Here is an 18,086-nt window from a genome sequence, read left to right as displayed (position 1 = left end):
CGAGCTCAAGCAAAGAAGCCGCGCAACGCCGCGGCCACCGCGTCCGGCTGCTCTTCCGGCAGGAAGTGCCCGCAGTCGGCGATGCACACGCCCTGCACGTCGTCGGCCCACGGCCGCAGTGGCGCCGCCATGTCGGGGATCGAACCCTGGTCGGCGCTGAGCGCCAGCAGCGGCATGCGCAGCTTGGCCTCTGCGCCGAGCGCCCGGTTCTGCCGCGCCGACACCTGCACGGCGCGGTACGTCGCGAGCCCTGCGCGCAGGGCGCCCGGCTGCGTGAGGATGCGCAGGTATTCGTCGACATCCGCGTCGGCGAAAGCGAACGGATTGGCCGTCTTGCGCCGCAGGAACCAGTCGAGGTAATCGCGTTCCTTCCCGGCGATCAGCGTTTCCGGCAGGTCGGGGATCATGTGGAAGGGGAAGTGCCACGTGCGCCAGGCCTTGTCGGACGCGAGCGGCAACGCGTCCGGCAGCGTGATGCCGGGAATGCCGGCGTCGAGCAGCGCCAGTTTCTCCACGCCGGCGCCGAACCGCAGCGCATGGGTGAACGCCACCCACGCCCCCACGTCGTGCGCGGCCAACAGGCAGCGCTCCACCCCCAGCCTGTCGAGCCAGGCGCGCACCGCGCCGGCCAATGCGCCGGTGTCGTAACCGTCGAGCGGACGGTCGGAATCCCCCTGACCCGGCAAGTCGAGCGCCAGCACCCGATAGCGCTCCGCCAGCAACGGTATGACCTTGCGCCATGCATACCAGCTTTGCGGATAGCCCGCCAGCAGGACGAGCGCCGGCCCGTCCGCCGGGCCGGCCGCCACATGGTGCAGGCGCACGCCGTCGAGGTTGGTGAAATGGTGCGTATTCATACAGGCTCTCCTCGGTGGGTGAACGATTAAGGAAACGATCATTTCCAAAATCGCGAAAAAAAATTTACGACAGTCCCAGCAGCATCGCGTCGGCCGCGGACTGCAATGCATGTTCGCCATACCCCAGCTTGCCGACGATGCGAAACCCCTGGACCAGGCACAGCAAGCCGAGCGCGCACGCGCCCGCTTCGACCGTGGCCGGAATCGAGCCGTCGGCCTGGCCCGCGCGGATCGCCGTTTCGATCATGCGACCGAGGTCGCGCACGGCTTGGTCGACCGCCTGGGCCATCTCGTCGTCAAACGTGCTGAGGGCGGTCGCGCTGCCCGCGACCAGGCAGCCGGCTGCCCCTTCGGCGCCGGTGGACGACATGACGTAGAAACGCAGCAGCGCCCGCACTTGGCCAAGCCCCGTCGGTTCCTGCGCCAGCACGGCGCGCATCTGGGCATGGCGCAGCGCCGTGTAGCGCGCGAACGCGGCCAGGAAGACGGCGCGCTTGTCGGCGAACGCCTTGTAGATGCTGCCGGCCGTCAGCCCCATCGCCGCCGAGAGGTCGGCGATCGACGCGGCATGATAGCCGCGCTCGCGGAAGACGCGGATGGCGGCGTCGAGCGCAGCGTCCATGTCGAATTCGCGGGGACGGCCGGGGCTGCGGGCGGCAACGGATGGCGCGGGAATGGATGTCATGCAGGCATTATAGGAAACGATCGCTTCCAAATCAAGCGAACTTCCCTGCCCGGCCGGGCGCACGAGGTTGAAGCGATGTGGCACCATAGGAGTCCGGCAGCCGTCGCGACGTAGTAAATTTTCTTGCGCGATCAATAAATATGTAGTAAATTTACAGCATTTCACTCCTCGACAGACACCATGGCACTTTCCGATTTCGATCTCGTTTTCTTCGGCGGCAGCGGCGACCTCGCGATGCGCAAGCTGTTGCCGGCGATGTATGCCCGTGACGTGTGCAACGACCTGCCCGCGACGGCGCGCATCATCTGCGTCGGCCGCGACGAGATGTCGCAGGAAGCGTTCATCGAGATGGTGGAAACCAACGCGAAATCGCACGTGAAGGAACACGTCGACGCCACCGCGTGGCAGACGTTCCTGGACCGCATCACCTACGTCGCCGTCGACGCCGGCAACGTGGCGACCTATGCGGCGCTGGCGGAAGCGCTGCGCAAGGATCCGTCGCTCACGCGCGTGTACTACCTCGCGACGCCGCCGCAACTGTTCGCGACGATCTGCGAGAACCTGGCCGCGGTCGGCCTGGCCACGCCGAATTCGCGCGTCGTGCTGGAAAAGCCGCTGGGCCGCGATCTGGCATCGGCCAAGCAGATCAACGCCGATGTCGGCAAGGTGTTCGCCGAATCGCAGATCTACCGGATCGACCACTACCTCGGCAAGGAAACCGTGCAGAACCTGCTGGCCCTGCGCTTCGGTAACATCCTGTTCGAGCCGCTGTGGCGCCGCGAGTGGATCTCCGACGTGCAGATCACCATTGCGGAAAAGATCGGCGTGGGCAACCGCCTGGGCTATTACGACAACTCGGGCGCGCTGCGCGACATGCTGCAGAACCACCTGCTGCAACTGCTGTGTATCGTCGCGATGGAACCGCCGACGTCGATCGCGCCGGACGCCGTGCGCGACGCCAAGCTGCAGGTCCTGCGCTCGCTGAAGCGATTCACGCCGACGACGCTGTCGCAGAACATCGTACGCGGCCAGTACCGCGGCGGCTACGTCGACGGCCAGGCAGTGCCGGGCTACCGCGACGAACCGGGCGCGCCCAAGCAATCGAAAACGGAAACGTTCGTTGCGATGAAGGCCGAGATCGACACGTGGCGCTGGGCCGGCGTGCCGTTCTACCTGCGCACCGGCAAACGCATGGCCGACCGCCTCGCGGAGATCGTCGTGCGCTTCAAGCCGATCCCGCATTCGATCTTCAACCAGCCGACGTCGAGCTTCCAACCGAACAGCCTCGTGATCCGCCTGCAACCGGACGAAGGCCTGTCGATGAACCTGATGGCCAAGACGCCGGGCGATTCCATGCGCCTGAAGCAGGCAGAACTCGAGCTCGATTTCCGCGAACAGTTCAAGTCCCCGCGCATGGAAGCGTACGAGCGCCTGCTGCTGGACGTCCTGCGCGGCCAGCTGACCCTGTTCATGCGCGGCGACGAGCTGGAAGCCGCGTGGGAATGGGTCGAGCCGATCCTGGAATACTGGGAGCAGGACGACACGACGCCCGTCCCGTACACGTCCGGCACGTGGGGCCCCGCCTCGTCTTCCGCACTGATCGGCCGCGACGGCCTGCAGTGGCGCGAAGAGGCGCTGCCGGAAGACTGAGGAATTACCGTGCTGCTCGATTCGATCCGTACCCAGCTCGACTCGCTGTCCAAGTCCGAGCGCAAGGTGGCGCTCGCCGTGCTGGCCGCGCCCAGCGCCACCGTGAGCCAGAACATCACGGCGCTGGCGCGCAGCGCGCAGGTGTCCGAACCGACCGTCGTGCGCTTTTGCCGCACGCTCGGCTACGACGGCTGGCACGAGTTCAAGCTGAAGCTCGCGCAAGGCCTCGCGCTGGCGCTGCCCGGCGCCAGCGAACAGCCGGCGCAGGACGACCTGGCCGCGGACCTCGTCAACAAGATCTGCAGCCGCTCGATCAACACTCTGCTCGACCTGCGCAACAACCTCAAACCGGAACTGATCCAGAAGGCGCTCGACATCCTGTCGCGCGCCAACAAGATCGAGTTCTACGGCCAGGGCACGTCGGGCTTCGTCGCGGCCGACGCGCAGCATAAATTCTTCCGCTCGGGCGTCCCGACCGTCGCGTACACCGATCCCGCGATCCACGCCATCGCGGCCGCGCTGCTGCGCGAAGGCGACGCCCTGGTCGCGATCTCCCAGCGCGGCAACAACCCGTCGCTCACGCGCTCGGCGAAGCTGGCGCGCCGCGGCGGCGCCGAAGTGATCGTGCTGGCGCCGTCCGGCACGCCGCTCGCGGACATGGCGAGCCTGCTGATCCCGATCGACCTCGTGTTCGCGACCGATCCGTACACGCCGATCTCGGCGCGCCTCGCGTACCTCGTCGTGATCGACGTGCTCGCGGTCGGCCTCGCGCTGCAGCGCGGTCCGGAATTCCGCAAGAAGATGCAGAACGCGCAGAAGGCGCTGCAGGAATTCGACCTGCAATTCGATTCCTTCATCGGCTGACGTTTCATCCCATGTCTTCCCCCGTCTTCTTCGAGAAGGCAGAAGACTTCCGCGCCTGGCTCTCAGCGCAAGCGCACGAGGCGAAAGAACTGCTCGTGGGCTTTCACAAGGTCGGCACGGGCAAGCCATGCATGTCCTGGTCCGAATCGGTCGACCAGGCGTTGTGCCATGGCTGGATCGACGGCGTGCGCAAGCGCGTGGACGACGCCACCTACACCATCCGCTTCACGCCGCGTAAGGCCGGCTCGATCTGGAGCGCGGTGAACATCGACAAGGTCGCGAAGCTGCGCGAGCAAGGCCTCATGACGCCGGCCGGCGAAGCGGCGTTCGCGCAGCGTTCGGAAGACCGCTCGCGCGTGTATTCGCACGAGCGCGAGACGCCGGCCGAGCTGTCGCCTGAAGACCTCGCCCGCTTCCAGCGCCACAAGGCCGCGTGGGCGTTTTTCGAAGCGTGCCCGCCCGGCGCCCGCAAGCGCATGCTGCACGTCGTGACGAGCGCGAAAAAGCCGGAAACACGGGCCGCACGGCTCGACCGGCTCATCGCGGCATGCGCGGAAGGCAGGCGGCTCGATGTGTGGACGCCGGACAAGAATCAGTAGCCGACCGTGAACCGCTCGCGCACGTGCGCCGGCTTTTCGATCTCGTCGACCAGCGCGACCGCGTAGTCTTCGTACGAGATCGTGCTGCCCTTCCCGCTCACCAGCAGTTCGTCCTTGGCCAGGCGGAATTTGCCAGTGCGCTCGCCCGGCACGAACAGGGCGGACGGCGAGATGAACGTCCAATCGAGATCGCTCACGCCGCGCAGCGCGTCCAGGAAGGCGGCCCCCTTGGTCGCCTCGTCCTTGTACGCGGCCGGGAAATCGGGCTGGTCGAGCAGGCGCTTGCCCGGTGCGACGAACAGGCTGGCGGCGCCGCCCACGACGAGATAACGTTTTACACCGGACGCGCGCACGGCGTCGATCAGTGCAGCCGGGTCGGTATCGAGGAAGCGCACGGAACTGACCACGGCATCGTGGCCCTTCAGCACGTCGGCCAGGCCGGCCGGATCGGCGACGTTGCCGCGTGCCGCCGTCACGCCGGTCTGCGCCGGCACTTTCGATGGATCGCGGACGATGGCCGTGACCTGGTGGTTGCGCGAAACGAGTTCGTTCAGGATGCGCGTGCCGACGTTGCCGGAAGCGCCGATGAGAGCGATGCGTGCCATGTGGTTGACTCCTTGTAGGGTTGGTGGAGACAGTCTAAAAACGAGACCGATGAGGCATCTTATGCTAGCCTGCGCATGCCGCACAAGAAGTCAGCGCGGCGTGATCAGGTCAGCGAAAACTGACCGCTACCCTCAAGAGAATATGGCCAAGACGAATCTACTGGCCGCCGACGGCGGCTTCGAACAACCCTGCCCCATCCGCGACGTACTTGACCGCATCGGCGACCAGTGGAGCCTCCTCGTGCTCGACGCGCTCGAAGGCGGCACGAAGCGTTTCAATGAATTGATGCGCACACTGGGCGACATCTCCAAGCAGATGCTGTCGCTGACCTTGAAGCGGCTGGAGGAAGACGGTTTCGTGCGCCGCACCGTGTACCCGGAAGTGCCGCCGCGGGTCGAGTACGACCTCACGCCTCTGGGCCACTCCTTCCTCGTGCCGATGAAAGGCCTCGTCGCGTGGGCCGACGAGCATCATCGCCACGTGTGCGAGGCGCGTACTCACTACCGGACGGGTGCGCGGTAACGAAACATTTCTCTTGGATTGGTTTTTATTTATAATAAACAAAATAATCACCAGGAGACAACAGTGGGCAAAGCAGGCCATCAACAGATCAACCCGACCCGGCGCCGCGTGCTCGGTACGCTGGGCCTTGCCGCCGCCGCGACCGGCATGCCCGGCCTGGCCGGTGCAACCGTCGTGGCACGCACGGATGGCGGCAAGGAACAACTGGCGTTGTGGTACGAGCGCCCCGCCGGTCCATGGGTCGAGGCCCTCCCCGTCGGCAACGGCCGGCTCGGCGCGATGGTCTACGGCCGCCCGCTGCAGGAGCGCCTGCAACTGAACGAGGACACGCTGTGGGCGGGTGGCCCGTACCGCTTCGACAATCCCGAATTCAAGACCGCGCTGCCGCGCGTGCGCGCGCTGATCGATGAGGGCCGCTTCATCGAGGCACGCGACCTGGTGGCGAAATCGATGATCTCGAAGCCGGCCACGCAGATGCCTTACGGCGCCGCCGGCGACCTGCTGCTGGACTTCCATGGACTCACGCCGGCAGCGTCGTATCGCCGCTCGCTCGACCTGGACACCGCCATCGCCACGACGCGCTTTACGAGCGGCGGCGCGCGCCACCTGCGCGAAGTGTTCGCGAGCGCGCCCGACCAGGTGATCGTGCTGCACCTGCAGGCAAGCGGCGGCGGCACACTGGATTTCGACGTCGGCTACCGCCACCCTCGCCAGGTCGATTACGGCAAGGCCAATTACGACGGCAAGTCCGCGGATGACCCCTCGGCCGCCACGGGTGCGCCCTGGGACGTGAAGGAAGACCTTGAAGAATCGAAGCGGCCAGCCAGCCTGGCGATCCGTGCGGACGGTCCGCGCGCCCTGCTGGTCGAAGGCGGCAACGCGGACGCCGCCGGCGTCAAGGGCGTGCTGCGCTACGCCGTGCGCGTGCAGGCCCTGGGCGACGGCAAGGTGACCGTGGACGGCGACCGCCTGCGCGTGCGCGGCGCGCGCGACGTCACGCTGCTCATCGGCGCCGCGACCAGCTTCGTCAACTTCCGCGACACGAGCGGCGACCCGGTGCAGGCCGTGCGCACGCGCATGGACGCCGCCGCGCGCAAGCCGTATGCGCGCCTGCGCGCCGACCACGTCAAGGCGCACCGCGCGCTGTTCTCGCGCCTGTCGCTGCGCCTCGGCCGCGCGGACGCGGGCGCCGCCGTCCCCACCGATGCGCGCATCGCCGCCGTCCCGCGGACGGACGACGCCGCGCTCGCAGGGCTGTCCGCGCTGTACCTGCAGTACGGGCGCTATCTGCTGATCTCGTCGTCGCGGCCAGGCAGCCAGCCCGCCAATTTGCAGGGCATCTGGAACGAGGGCATCTATCCCCCGTGGGGCGGCAAATACACCATCAACATCAACACGGAGATGAACTACTGGCCGGCGGAAGCGGCCAACCTGGGCGAGTGCGTGGAGCCGGTCGTGAGGATGGTCGAGGAACTGGCCGTCAACGGCGCCGACGTCGCGCGTGACAGCTATGGCGCCCGCGGCTGGGTCGCGCACCACAACACCGACCTGTGGCGCGCGGCGGCGCCCATCGACGGTCCGAACTGGGGCATGTGGCCCTGCGGCGGCGCATGGATGTGCAAAACGCTGTGGGACCACTACGAGTACACCCCGGACGATGCGTATCTGGCCCGCATCTACCCGCTGCTGAAGGGCGCCTCGCAGTTCTTCGTCGACGTGCTCGTCGAAGATCCGAAAGGTCGCGGCCTCGTGACGTCGCCGTCGATCTCGCCGGAAAACACGCACCATCCGGACGTGGCCGTGTGCGCGGGTCCGGCGATGGACCGCCAGATCGTGCGAGACCTGTTCGCCTGGACGCTGGCCGCGCACGAGCGCCTGCGAGATCCGGACGCGGACTTCCGCAAAACGGTGGAAGCGAAGCGCGCGCGCCTGGCACCGGACCGCATCGGCGCCCAGGGCCAGTTGCAGGAATGGCTGGAGGACTGGGACGGCCAGGCGCCGGAACAGCATCACCGCCACGTGTCGCACCTGTACGCCATCTATCCCAGCGAGCAGATCAACGTGCGCGACACGCCCGATCTGATCGCGGCTGCCAAGACGACACTGAACACCCGCGGCGACCTGTCGACCGGCTGGGCCACGGCATGGCGCCTGGCCCTGTGGACGCGCATGGGCGACGGCGAGCGCGCCTACAGCATCCTGCGCGGCCTGCTGGGCCGGGAGCGCACCTACCCGAACATGTTCGACTCGCATCCGCCGTTCCAGATCGACGGCAATTTCGGCGGCTCGGCCGCCATCCTGGAAATGCTCGTGCAATCGTGGGGTGGCGAGATCCGCATCCTGCCGGCGCTGCCGCGTGCGTGGCCGGAAGGTGCTGTCCACGGCGTGCGCGCCCGCGGCGGCATCGAGGTCGACCTGGACTGGGCCGGCGGCCGCGCCACGCGCGTTCTGCTGCGCGGCAAGCCGGGACAATCGGCGAAGGTGCGGATCGGCGAGCGCCTCGCGACCGTCAAGCTCGACGCGTCCGGGCGTGCACGCGTGGCGCTCACTTAGCTTAGTTAACCGCCTCCGCCACCGGCACGGCGGCAACCGCGCGGCGCCGCGCCAGCAGCACGATCAGCGCGGCGACGCCGCACGCCGCCGCCGCCGTGTACACGGCCGGCGAATACGTGAACGCGATCGTGCGGATACGGCCCGCACCGTAGGCCGCGACGGCCGCCCCGAGCTGGTGGCCGGCGAAGACCCAGCCGAAGATCATCGGCGCGCGCTTGCCCCATGCCTGCGCGGCCAGCTTCACGGTCGGCGGCACCGTCGCGATCCAGTCGAGGCCATAGAACATGGCGAACAGCGTCAGGCCCGTGAGCGTGAAGTCGGCCGACGGCAGCCACGCGAGCGACAGCCCGCGCATGCCGTAGTACCAGCACAGCAGGTAGCGGCTGTCGTAGCGGTCGGACAGCCAGCCCGACAGGATCGTGCCCACGAGGTCGAACGTGCCCATCATCGCCAGCACGGACGCAGCCGGGACGGCGCCCAGGCCCGCATCGCCGCACAGCGAAATGAAGTGAGTCTGGATCAGGCCATTCGTCGACAGGCCGCAGATGAAGAAGCTGCCGAACAGCACCCAGAACACGCGGTCGGCGCGCACGCTGGCCAGCGTCGTGAACGGGGTGCGGATCGAGACCGGTGCGCGCGCCGGCACGACGGGTTTGACGGACGTGTCGCCGCCATAGGGTGCAAGGCCCAGTTCCTGCGGATGGTCGCGCACGAACAGCAGCGCGAGGATGGCCACGAGCGCGCAGCTGGCCATCACGGGGAGCAGCGCCATGCGCCAGCCGCCATGCTCGATCAGCCACGTGCCGACCGGGAGGAACACGAGCTGGCCCGTCGCCGAGCTGGCCGTGAGTAGACCCATCACGAGGCCGCGGCGCTGTTCGAACCAGCGGTTGGCGACGACGGCGTTGAGCACCAGCGCCGTCATGCCGGAACCGATCCCCAGCATCACGCCCAGCAGCAGCACGAGCTGCCAGAAATCCGTCATCTGGCGCACGAGACCGAGGCCTGCCGCGATGACCGCCAGCGCCGTCACCATCACGTTGCGCAGGCCGAAGCGTTCCATCAGCAGCGCGGAAAAGGGTCCCATCAGGCCGAACAGGGCGAAGCGCACGGCGAGCGCCGACGAGATCTGGTCGACGGTCCAGCCGAATTCCTGGCTCAGGGGTTTCAGCAGCGCGCCCGGCAGGCCGAGCGCGGCGGAGGACGACAGCGCCGTCAGGAAGGTGATGGCGGCGACGAGCCAGCCGTAGTGGAGGCCGCGGCGGCCCATCCACTGGGCGAGAGAAGTGGAAAGCATGGGAGTCCTTAGTCGAGAAGACGGGCCGTGGCCGCGTCGAGGATGCGGTGGGCGTAGGCGTCGTCGTCGACGGACCGCGCCAGCACGAGGGCGCCGACCATCGTGGCGAATGCGGCGAGCGCGTCGTCCGGCGTCGCGTCCGGGTGCTTCCTGAGCATGGCGTCACCAAGGATGTCGACGAAGGCCTTGACGCCCGCCTCGAAGTGGCGCGGCAGTTCCGGGCCGTGGCGGGCCGCGTCCGGGCCGAGGGAGGCGATGACGCAGCCCGAGCCCACGCGGCCGCGGTGACCGGGCGTCAGGTAGCGGCGCACGAGGGCCGCGTACGCGCTCCCCCCGCGTCCGCCGCCGCGCGGCGCCAGCCGTCGATGCCGGTCTCCAGCGCGCGGTCGCAGGCCTGGGCGATCAGGTCGTCCTTGGACTTGAACTGCTTGTAGAACGCGCCGTGCGTGAGGCCGGCCGCGGCCATCAGCTCGGCGAGGCCGACGCCGTCGAAGCCGCGCTCGCGGAACAGGCGGCTGGCGGCGTCGATGACGGCCTGGCGGTTTTCCTCCGCCTGGATTCGATTGACTCGCATGGTTTCCTCCAAAATGGATGTCAATCATAATCCATTTTCGCAAATAGATGTCAAGCACAATCTATTTTTACTGCCGTAAAATACGCATTTTCGACAACGCAGCATCGTCCGCCATGCACATCAATCCCGAACGCAGCACCCGCCCCGACTACGACCTGCTGGTACGCCAGGTCGCCAGCGTCCTCGAGGGCGAGCGCGACCTCACCGCCAACGCGTCGCAATTCTCGGCGCTCGTCTACGACACGCTGGCCGACCTGAACTGGGCGGGCTTTTACCTCACCGTGCCCGCGAAATCGGGTAACGGCGAGGACCTGCTCGTCGGCCCGTTCCAGGGCAAGCCGGCCTGCGCCCGCATCCCGTTCGGCCGCGGCGTGTGCGGCACGACGGCCGTCAAGCGCGAAACCATCGTCGTGCCGGACGTGCACGCGTTCCCCGGCCACATCGCGTGCGATTCGGCGTCGAATTCGGAAATCGTTATCCCGCTCGTCAAGAACGGGAAGCTGGTGGGCGTGTTCGATATCGACAGCCCGCTGCTCGACCGCTTTTCGGATGAAGACAAGGCCGGGCTGGAGGCCATGGTGGCGGCGTTTCTCGAGGCGACCGACTGCTGATTCCGGATACAATAGCCGCCTAACCTTTCTCTCCCCCGCATCATGAACCAACTCGAACAGCTCAAGCAGTACACGACCGTCGTCGCCGACACCGGCGATTTCCAATCGATCAAGGCCTACGCGCCGCAGGATGCGACGACGAATCCGTCGCTGATCCTGAAGGCCGTCCAGAAGCCGGAATACCGTCCGCTGCTGGAAAAGACCATCGCCGACTTCCCGAACGCGTCGACCGAGGAAATCGTCGACCGCCTGCTGATCGCGTTCGGCACCGAGATCCTGAAGTTCGTGCCGGGCCGCGTCTCGACCGAAATCGACGCCGCCCTGTCGTTCGACACGGAAGCGACCGTCGCCAAGGGCCGCGAACTGATCGCCCTGTACGAAGCGGCGGGCATCCAGCGCTCGCGCGTGCTGATCAAGATCGCGTCGACGTGGGAAGGCATCCGCGCCGCCGAGATCCTCGAGAAGGACGGCATCCGCTGCAACCTCACGCTGCTGTTCTCGCTGTGCCAGGCCGTCGCCTGCGCCGAAGCGGGCGTGCAGCTGATCTCGCCGTTCGTCGGCCGCATCTACGACTGGTACAAGAAATCCACGGGCACCGACTACCAGGGCGCGGACGATCCGGGCGTGCAGTCGGTCAAGCGCATCTACCAGTACTACCGCAAGTTCGGCTACAAGACCGAGGTGATGGGCGCGAGCTTCCGCAACACGTCGCAGATCCTGGAACTGGCCGGTTGCGACCTGCTGACCATCTCGCCGGACCTGCTGCAGAAGCTGGCCGACACCGAAGGCACCGTCGAGCGCAAGCTGGTGGCTGACGCGAACGCGGATATCGAAAAGATCGCCCTCGACGAAAAGACGTTCCGCTTCATGCTGAACGAAGACGCGATGGCGACCGAAAAGCTGGCCGAAGGCATCCGCGCGTTCTGCGCCGACTCCGGCAAGCTGAAGAAAATGATCGAAGAGATGCGCTGATCCGCACGGACCGCGCAACTGAAAACGGCAGCCCGCGGGCTGCCGTTTTGTTTAACGCGCGAGCATCAGGCCCGCGCGCCGTGCGGATGGTTGCGGCGCCTCGAACGCCTCGAGACGGAACACGCTGACCAGCTGCCCCAGCGCGGCCGCCTGTTCCTGCAGGCTCTGGGCCGTGTGGGCCGCCTGCTGCACGAGCCCAGCGTTCTGCTGGGTCACCGTATCCATCTGCGTGATGGCCTGGTTCACCTGCTCGATGCCGGCGCTCTGTTCGCGGCTCGCGTGGCTGATCTCGGCCATGATCGCGTGCATGCGCTGCACGCTGCCAAGGACCTCGGTCATCGTCGCACCCGCTTCGGTGACGAGCACGTTGCCCGCCTCGACCTGCTGCACCGAGCTGCCGATGAGTTCCTTGATTTCCTTCGCGGCCGCGGCCGAACGCTGGGCGAGATTGCGCACTTCCGTCGCGACGACGGCGAAGCCGCGTCCCTGCTCGCCCGCGCGTGCCGCTTCCACGGCCGCGTTCAGCGCCAGGATATTCGTCTGGAACGCGATGCCGTCGATCACGGCGATGATGTCGACGATCTTCTGCGACGACGCGTGGATCGAGCCCATCGTGTCGACGACGCGCGCCACGGCCGCGCTGCCCTTCTGGGCGACGCCGGCCGCCGTGTCGGCCAGCGCGTTCGCCTGGCCGGCGTGGTCGGCGTTCTGCTTCACGGTCGACGTCAGCTGCTCCATCGAGGCGGCCGTCTCTTCCAGCGAGCTGGCCTGCTGTTCCGTGCGCGACGACAGGTCGAGGTTGCCACCGGCGATTTCGTCGGAGGCCTGCGAGATCGTCGCCGTCGCGCCGCGCACGTCGCCGACGATCTTTGCCAGGTTGTCGCGCATGGATTTCATCGCGAACAACAGGCTCGAATCGTCGCCTGCGCGCGTGTCGACCCGCACCGACAGGTCGCCGGCGGCGATGCGCGCGACGATCTCGGTGGCGTAATCCGGCTCGCCGCCAAGGCGGCGCATCAGCCAGCCCGTGATGAACGCGGCGCCGGCCGCGCCCAGCACGACGCTGCCCAGCACGAGCGACACGATCCACATGCGCGACGCCGTGTAGCGCGCATTGCCCTCGACCGCCGCGGCGCGGCCGCCTTCCGTGTACATGTCGACGATCTTGTCGACGTGGCCCCGCAGCGCGACGATCAGCTTGTTCGACTCGCCGCGGATCAGCTTCTTGGCCAGGTCGGCATCGCCCGCGCGGGCCGCCGCGCGGATCCTGGCGTCTTCCGCCATGTAGCGGTCCCACATCTCCAGCAACTGCGCGTACATCTGCTTTTCCTCGGTCGATTCGAGCAGTTTCACGTAATCGCCCTGCATTTTGCGAAGGTCATCGAGGTCTTTTGCGATGACCTTGTCGTATTTATCCATTTCCGCCTGTTCGGTGGAAATAATGTATTGCAATTCGCGCGTTCTAATACGCGCGATCTGCGATTTGATGTCCTCGATAACGCGAATGCCGGGCATCCAGTGCGACGACAATTTCATCGAGGTGTCATTAACTTGTGCTAATTGCCATATTGCGACACTGCCAACGAGCGCGGTTAACGCAAGGACAGCGGCAAATGCAATTCCCAATTTGGTAGCGAGGCGCAAGCTTGATAAATATCTCATGTTGACCGTTTTAATATGTTGACCTGCATGTTACAATGTTTCCGTACGTCAACCATGATAACGCACATGAGTTGTCTACACATCCCTCTTTTTCACTCTTGTCGAGTTTTTGCGACACCTCGTTCTTAATTTCAGAACGTAACATTTCTGCATAAGGATATTTAAAAATCGCAAATTAGATTGCGAAAAGACACTGGCATCTTTTAGAATTTAAAAACTTACCCTACGGCAACTTTTGGAGTTCTTGACATGCTCACATCCATTTCCCGCATTGGCAAAATCGTATTCGCCAACGCTGCAATCGACTGGAATACCGACCTCGATTCCATTCTCGAAATCCTGTTGAAACAATTCGATAGTTTTAATGGGAACGGCTTTTACGCACATCCCAATGAAGTGCAATTGCGCACCGAATTGGGGCGCGTTCCGGTATTGGCCCATTTCACCGAAGGATTACTCGGCCTGCGCACGCACGGTGCGGTGATTCATAACCTCGGCCTGGCCGGACTGCCGGAAGAACGCCGCAACGCGGCCCTGTACGCGCTGACCCTGATGCTCGGCTATCCCACCTCGACGGACCAGCGCACCGGCCGCGTCGCGTGGGACGTGCGCGCCAAGCCAGCCGCGGAAGGCGGCAGCCGCTTCACGACGTTTTCCGAGCGCGTCGGCAACGCCGACATGCACACGGATTCGTCGTTCTACCCGATGCCCGAGGAGCAGTTCGTCCTGTACGTGGTGCACGCCGCGCGCTGCGACGGCGGCAAGTCGCTGCTGGTCGACGGCGACGACATCTACGACGCGCTGCAGCGCACCGAAGCGGGGCGCGCCGCGTTCGAGCTGCTCAGCACCACGCCGGTGCCGTTCCGCGTGCCGGCCGTGTACGCGGCGGGCGAGGAAACCGTCGAGGTCCACGTGGCCCCCGTGTTCGGACCGGTCACCCGGGCCGCGTCGCGCTACAGCGTGAAGCCGGCGCCACGCTTCGCGATGCGCTGGCGCTACGACTCGATCCTGAAAGGTCTCGACGCCCGCCCCGACCTGGCCACGCCGGCCCTGTGCGACGCGCTGGCGTTGATGAACGAGGTGGTCGAGAAAGGCGCCGCGCGCTTCGAGGAACAGCTGCCGGACGATACGCTGATGCTGGTCGATAACCACCACATGCTGCACGGCCGCACCACGTACACGGACGAGCGCCGCCACCTGATCCGCATCCGCATCTCGGATGTGCCCAACGCCGAGCGCATCGGTCCCTCGGGAGTGGCCAAGGACTGATATGACGGAAACTGTTCTGACCCGCGGCGCCATGTCCGGTGACGCGGCACACTCTCCTGCCGACGGCCTGCCCGCGGCGCGCCGCCGCTGGGCGATGCTGGCCCTGATGACGGGCGTATCGATGGCGTCGCTGGACACGGCGATCGCCAACACGGCCCTGCCCGAGCTGGCCCGGCAACTGCACGCCGGCGCCGCCGCCTCCGTGTGGATCGTCAACATCTATCAGTTGGCGATGGTTGCCACGCTGCTGCCGTTCGCGGCGCTGGGCGAGCGCGTCGGCTACCGGCGCGTCGCCACGGCCGGCCTGGCGCTGTTCACGGTGGCCTCCCTGTTATGTGCGCTGGCGTGGAACCTGCCGCTGCTGGTGGGCGCGCGCCTGCTGCAGGGCCTCGGGGCCGCCGCCCTGATGGGCGTGACGACGGCGATGATGCGCGCCATCTATCCGGCGCATCTGCAGGGCCAGGGCTTCGGCCTGAACGCCCTCGTCGTGGCGGTGGCGTTCGCCGTCGGCCCCACGTTCGCGTCGCTGATCCTGGCGCTGGCCTCGTGGCCGTGGCTGTTCGCCATCAACGTGCCGATCGGCGCGGCGGCGTTCGTGCTCGCCCGCCGCGTCCTGCCCGACAACACGCGCGGCAAACACGGCTTCGACGCCGGCGCTGCGCTGTGCAACGTGGGCGCGTTCGGCTTCCTGATCCTGTTGCTGGGCGATGCCGCGCATGGCGTGTCGCCCGCGCGCCTGGGGCTGGAAGCAGCGGCCACGATCGCGTGCTTCGTGCTGCTGTTGCGGCGCCAGCACGGGCATGCGGCGCCGATCCTGCCGACGGACCTGCTGGCGCGGCCGCTGTTCGCGCTGTCGGCGCTGACGGCCGTGTGCACGTTCGCCGTCCAGAGCCTCGCGTTCGTCGCCCTGCCCTTCCACTTTGAGCAGGTGCTCGGCCGTTCGCCCGTCGAGACGGGCTTCCTGCTGACGCCCTGGCCGGTACTGGTCGGGATCATGGGCCCGATCTCCGGCCGGCTATCCGACCGCTACGAGTCCGGGCTGCTGGCGGGGATCGGCCTGCTCGTGCTGTGCGCCGGCATGGCGGCGCTGCTGTGGATGCCGGACGCGCCGTCCACGGTCGCCATCGCGTGGCGCATGGCCGTGTGCGGCATCGGGTTCGGCCTGTTCCAGGCGCCGAACATGAAGGCGATCATGGGCAGCGCGCCGCGCGAACGGGCCGGCGGCGCGAGCGGCATCGTGGCCACGGCGCGCCTGACGGGCCAGGCCTGCGGGGCCGCGCTGGTGGCGGGCTGCCTCGTGCTGTCGGAGCACCGCGGCACGACGTATGCGCTGGCAGCGGCGGCGGCCATCGCGCTGCTGGGTGCTGCGATCAGCTTTGCGCGGCTGCACCCGCGCACGAAAGGCTGACGAGGCGCCGGGATCACTGCGTGAACGCGATCAGTTCGATGTTCAGTTCACGCATCCCGGCCGGCGCGTAGATCGCGATCGCTTCCGCTTTCAGCGCATTTTCGTAGAGGCCGTTCCTAGTCGACACCGAGAAATAATACGTATCGGGACGGACCGGCACGGCGGCCGGCACCTGCGGCATATGGGTCAACGCGATGCCGGGAAGGGCCGATGCCACGATGCGTTCGATGTCGTCGGGCGAGCCGATCTTGAACCGGATCGGCACGGCGGACACCAGTTCGAGCGCCGGCATGTCCGCGCTCACGGCAAGGCAAAGCTGCGTGTCCTGGGTCAGCTTCGTCGGATCGAGCGCGCCTCTGAAGTGAGTACGGCGGCTGTCCTCGGCAATGAGCGGAATGGTGAAGTACCTGGCCGAGATGACGGTATCGACCAGTTCCCGGATCACGGCATCGAGCTGCGCGAACGTGACGCCGGGATCTGCATGCACATAGGCCGGCAAATCGGACGTTGCGTACCTGTCCGAGAAGGTCATCAGGCCACCCGCAAGCGCGAGCAGCTTCTCGTACAGCGCTTCCGGATGCTGTACCCGGGAACGCGCGCAGTGCTGCAGGGAAGCGTTCGCGGTGCTGATGATGTTCAGCATCCACCATGATGTGATGTCACCGGCGTGGACCTCGAAGGTGGACGCATTCGTCTTCCGGTGCGAGGTGTGAAGCGACACGATCCTGGCGCTCAGTGCGCTCATCAAACCGTCGAGCAGTTGCTGGAGCGGGCGGGAGGCACTGATCGCCACGCACGGCGGGACGAATGCCGGGTCGACCTCGAAACCTCCGCGCGGATCCCGATGAATGCGCAGCACAGGCAAGCTGACGTGGCCGTCCCGCGACTCGGCGTGCGTAAGGAGCCGGACCCGCTTCTTCAGGAATGGGACTTCGATCGGCACCGCGTCACTGAACAGGTCGGAAGTTTCGGACCCGGCCAATGCATAGCGGCCGCCCTCCTCCGCGTTGGCGCCGTGCGGCCTGATGGTCGGCAGCGCGGCATGGATCGTGAAGGTGTTGATGTCCTGGGGCAGTTGGGCAAGGTCGATCGGGACCGGCAGCAGATCTGTCGCAGGCGCCTCGTAAACTTCTCCGTCCTGGAAAATCATCGACATGGACTGGGCCTCAAGCAGGTTGTGGCCGAGCCCATCCATATTCCATTCCAGAGACCTGACACCCCAGAAGTTCGGGTTGAGCGCCGACGCCATCCTGAGCAGTCGTGTTTCGTGGTACAGGTCCTGCCTCTGGAAATGCTGGGGCCCCAGCGTCAGTCCTTCGGACCACAAGATCTTCGCGCCCAGGCTCATCGTTTCCTCCTCGTTCAAAGGTTGCTCAAGAAAGCATGGCGGGCATTGCGCATCGGTCTGTTGAGAGGGCGCAACTTTATTCTCAGCAAGAGAGGAATAATGGCGGCTTTAAAGGAAACGAGCATGCAGAGTTTCACGCCAGGTTTGTTCGACCGTCTGGATGCCGATGACGACACCTCGCACGACCGCTTCCGTGCCGCAGCCAAGAAGAGCGACGCGTGGAAGGAAAGCATTACACGCGATCTGGAAGCGCTCCTCAACACCCGTTCGGCTCTCCTGCCGGACACGCTGGCCGGCTATCCCGAGGTCAGCGGGTCCGTCGTGAATTACGGCCTGATCGATTTCGCGGGCATGTGCATGACGAGCGACGCGGACCAGAAACGCATCTGCACCGCGGTCCGGCTGGCGATCGAACGACACGAACCGAGGCTGGACAAGGTGACGGCGACGCTGCAGCCCCGGAAAGGCGCCATCAACCGCGTTGATTTCGTCATCACTGCCCAACTGAAAAACGCGCCGGCCGCCGACCCGATGCATTTCAACGCCGTGTTCCAGCCTTCGCTCCAGCGATATTCAATCCAGAGCGTGCGCAACGCTCCCTAGGCGCAA

18 protein-coding genes are annotated in these 18,086 nt (G+C 66.3%); 10 read left to right on the top strand and 8 right to left on the bottom strand.

What is annotated here, in order from left to right:
• Positions 1–5: 5 nt before the first annotated feature.
• Both P0M04_RS15625 and P0M04_RS15620 read right to left on the bottom strand, forming a co-directional pair.
• Positions 6–857: an alpha/beta fold hydrolase gene (locus tag P0M04_RS15625; RefSeq protein WP_259451645.1), complete on the bottom strand. Its 852-nt coding sequence runs from the start codon at positions 855–857 to the stop codon at positions 6–8.
• A 64-nt stretch (positions 858–921) separates the two neighbouring features.
• Entirely contained in the window at positions 922–1,542 is a 621-nt protein-coding gene (locus P0M04_RS15620) for a TetR/AcrR family transcriptional regulator (RefSeq protein WP_259451646.1), read from the bottom strand.
• A gap of 180 nt (positions 1,543–1,722) precedes the next feature.
• Between P0M04_RS15620 and zwf the strand changes: the two genes are divergently transcribed.
• The 3 genes from zwf to P0M04_RS15605 are packed head-to-tail and all read left to right on the top strand — an operon-like array spanning position 1,723 to position 4,655.
• Positions 1,723–3,192 carry a glucose-6-phosphate dehydrogenase gene (zwf, locus tag P0M04_RS15615; protein ID WP_259451647.1) on the top strand — a complete coding sequence of 490 codons (1,470 nt, stop codon included), beginning with the start codon at positions 1,723–1,725 and terminating at the stop codon, positions 3,190–3,192.
• Positions 3,193–3,201: 9 nt separating this feature from the next.
• Positions 3,202–4,056 carry an SIS domain-containing protein gene (locus P0M04_RS15610; protein ID WP_056136401.1) on the top strand — a complete coding sequence of 285 codons (855 nt, stop codon included), beginning with the start codon at positions 3,202–3,204 and terminating at the stop codon, positions 4,054–4,056.
• Positions 4,057–4,067: 11 nt separating this feature from the next.
• Complete coding sequence (locus P0M04_RS15605; protein ID WP_259451648.1) at positions 4,068–4,655, top strand: YdeI/OmpD-associated family protein; 588 nt, start codon at positions 4,068–4,070, stop codon at positions 4,653–4,655.
• Here P0M04_RS15605 and P0M04_RS15600 read toward each other — a convergent pair.
• Positions 4,649–5,260: an NAD(P)-dependent oxidoreductase gene (locus P0M04_RS15600; RefSeq protein WP_259451649.1), complete on the bottom strand. Its 612-nt coding sequence runs from the start codon at positions 5,258–5,260 to the stop codon at positions 4,649–4,651. The two genes, P0M04_RS15605 and P0M04_RS15600, sit on opposite strands and share 7 nt — an antisense overlap.
• A gap of 142 nt (positions 5,261–5,402) precedes the next feature.
• Between P0M04_RS15600 and P0M04_RS15595 the strand changes: the two genes are divergently transcribed.
• Together P0M04_RS15595 and P0M04_RS15590 are read left to right on the top strand one after the other, a co-directional pair.
• Positions 5,403–5,783 carry a winged helix-turn-helix transcriptional regulator gene (locus P0M04_RS15595; RefSeq protein ID WP_259451650.1) on the top strand — a complete coding sequence of 127 codons (381 nt, stop codon included), beginning with the start codon at positions 5,403–5,405 and terminating at the stop codon, positions 5,781–5,783.
• Positions 5,784–5,846: 63 nt separating this feature from the next.
• A complete protein-coding gene (locus P0M04_RS15590) occupies positions 5,847–8,336 on the top strand; it encodes a glycoside hydrolase family 95 protein (protein WP_259451651.1) in 2,490 nt (829 codons plus the stop codon).
• Between the two features lies 1 nt (position 8,337).
• On the opposite strand, the gene P0M04_RS15585 is transcribed toward P0M04_RS15590, so the two are convergent.
• Genes P0M04_RS15585 through P0M04_RS15575 form a run of 3 tightly spaced genes read right to left on the bottom strand, consistent with a single transcriptional unit; the run spans position 8,338 to position 10,207 of the window.
• The gene (locus P0M04_RS15585) at positions 8,338–9,633 is read right to left on the bottom strand and encodes an MFS transporter (protein ID WP_259451652.1); all 1,296 of its coding nucleotides are present in this window, start codon (positions 9,631–9,633) and stop codon (positions 8,338–8,340) included.
• 8 nt (positions 9,634–9,641) lie between these two features.
• Complete coding sequence (locus P0M04_RS15580) at positions 9,642–9,944, bottom strand: hypothetical protein (protein ID WP_281042429.1); 303 nt, start codon at positions 9,942–9,944, stop codon at positions 9,642–9,644.
• Entirely contained in the window at positions 9,929–10,207 is a 279-nt protein-coding gene (locus tag P0M04_RS15575) for a TetR family transcriptional regulator (RefSeq protein ID WP_281042428.1), read from the bottom strand. The genes P0M04_RS15580 and P0M04_RS15575 overlap by 16 nt, the downstream gene beginning before the upstream one ends.
• Before the next feature lie 113 nt (positions 10,208–10,320).
• Between P0M04_RS15575 and msrC the strand changes: the two genes are divergently transcribed.
• Positions 10,321–10,818 carry a free L-methionine (R)-S-oxide reductase MsrC gene (msrC, locus tag P0M04_RS15570; protein ID WP_259451654.1) on the top strand — a complete coding sequence of 166 codons (498 nt, stop codon included), beginning with the start codon at positions 10,321–10,323 and terminating at the stop codon, positions 10,816–10,818.
• A gap of 42 nt (positions 10,819–10,860) precedes the next feature.
• On the top strand, positions 10,861–11,790 hold the full coding sequence (gene tal / locus P0M04_RS15565; protein WP_259451655.1) for a transaldolase: 930 nt from the start codon (positions 10,861–10,863) through the stop codon (positions 11,788–11,790).
• A gap of 51 nt (positions 11,791–11,841) precedes the next feature.
• On the opposite strand, the gene P0M04_RS15560 is transcribed toward tal, so the two are convergent.
• Positions 11,842–13,452, bottom strand: a complete 1,611-nt coding sequence (locus P0M04_RS15560; RefSeq protein WP_281042427.1) for a methyl-accepting chemotaxis protein — start codon at positions 13,450–13,452, stop codon at positions 11,842–11,844.
• 402 nt (positions 13,453–13,854) lie between these two features.
• Between P0M04_RS15560 and P0M04_RS15555 the strand changes: the two genes are divergently transcribed.
• A complete protein-coding gene (locus P0M04_RS15555) occupies positions 13,855–14,721 on the top strand; it encodes a TauD/TfdA family dioxygenase (protein WP_259451656.1) in 867 nt (288 codons plus the stop codon).
• 1 nt (position 14,722) lies between these two features.
• Positions 14,723–16,129, top strand: coding sequence for an MFS transporter (locus P0M04_RS15550; RefSeq protein ID WP_259451657.1), 1,407 nt, complete (start codon positions 14,723–14,725; stop codon positions 16,127–16,129).
• Positions 16,130–16,142: 13 nt separating this feature from the next.
• Here P0M04_RS15550 and tssK read toward each other — a convergent pair whose 3' ends face one another.
• Entirely contained in the window at positions 16,143–17,477 is a 1,335-nt protein-coding gene (tssK, locus tag P0M04_RS15545) for a type VI secretion system baseplate subunit TssK (RefSeq protein WP_259451658.1), read from the bottom strand.
• Between the two features lie 123 nt (positions 17,478–17,600).
• On the opposite strand from tssK, the gene tssE reads away from it, so the two are divergent.
• Positions 17,601–18,080 (top strand): type VI secretion system baseplate subunit TssE, encoded by a 480-nt coding sequence (gene tssE, locus P0M04_RS15540; protein ID WP_259451659.1) that lies wholly within the window; start codon positions 17,601–17,603, stop codon positions 18,078–18,080.
• The last annotated feature ends 6 nt before the right edge of the window (positions 18,081–18,086 follow it).

This window comes from Telluria mixta (assembly GCF_029223865.1).
GTDB lineage: Bacteria > Pseudomonadota > Gammaproteobacteria > Burkholderiales > Burkholderiaceae_D > Telluria > Telluria mixta.
This window is presented reverse-complemented; position numbering and strand designations above follow the sequence as displayed.

Bases quoted from the DNA above. Each gene is read 5' to 3' on its own strand.
- P0M04_RS15625 (WP_259451645.1), bottom strand. From the start codon at position 857: ATGAATACGCACCATTTCACCAACCTCGACGGCGTGCGCCTGCACCAT.
- P0M04_RS15620 (WP_259451646.1), bottom strand. From the start codon at position 1,542: ATGACATCCATTCCCGCGCCATCCGTTGCCGCCCGCAGCCCCGGCCGT.
- zwf (WP_259451647.1), top strand. From the start codon at position 1,723: ATGGCACTTTCCGATTTCGATCTCGTTTTCTTCGGCGGCAGCGGCGAC.
- P0M04_RS15605 (WP_259451648.1), top strand. From the start codon at position 4,068: ATGTCTTCCCCCGTCTTCTTCGAGAAGGCAGAAGACTTCCGCGCCTGG.
- P0M04_RS15600 (WP_259451649.1), bottom strand. From the start codon at position 5,260: ATGGCACGCATCGCTCTCATCGGCGCTTCCGGCAACGTCGGCACGCGC.
- P0M04_RS15595 (WP_259451650.1), top strand. From the start codon at position 5,403: ATGGCCAAGACGAATCTACTGGCCGCCGACGGCGGCTTCGAACAACCC.
- P0M04_RS15585 (WP_259451652.1), bottom strand. From the start codon at position 9,633: ATGCTTTCCACTTCTCTCGCCCAGTGGATGGGCCGCCGCGGCCTCCAC.
- P0M04_RS15575 (WP_281042428.1), bottom strand. From the start codon at position 10,207: ATGCGAGTCAATCGAATCCAGGCGGAGGAAAACCGCCAGGCCGTCATC.
- msrC (WP_259451654.1), top strand. From the start codon at position 10,321: ATGCACATCAATCCCGAACGCAGCACCCGCCCCGACTACGACCTGCTG.
- tal (WP_259451655.1), top strand. From the start codon at position 10,861: ATGAACCAACTCGAACAGCTCAAGCAGTACACGACCGTCGTCGCCGAC.
- P0M04_RS15560 (WP_281042427.1), bottom strand. From the start codon at position 13,452: ATGAGATATTTATCAAGCTTGCGCCTCGCTACCAAATTGGGAATTGCA.
- P0M04_RS15550 (WP_259451657.1), top strand. From the start codon at position 14,723: ATGACGGAAACTGTTCTGACCCGCGGCGCCATGTCCGGTGACGCGGCA.
- tssK (WP_259451658.1), bottom strand. From the start codon at position 17,477: ATGAGCCTGGGCGCGAAGATCTTGTGGTCCGAAGGACTGACGCTGGGG.
- tssE (WP_259451659.1), top strand. From the start codon at position 17,601: ATGCAGAGTTTCACGCCAGGTTTGTTCGACCGTCTGGATGCCGATGAC.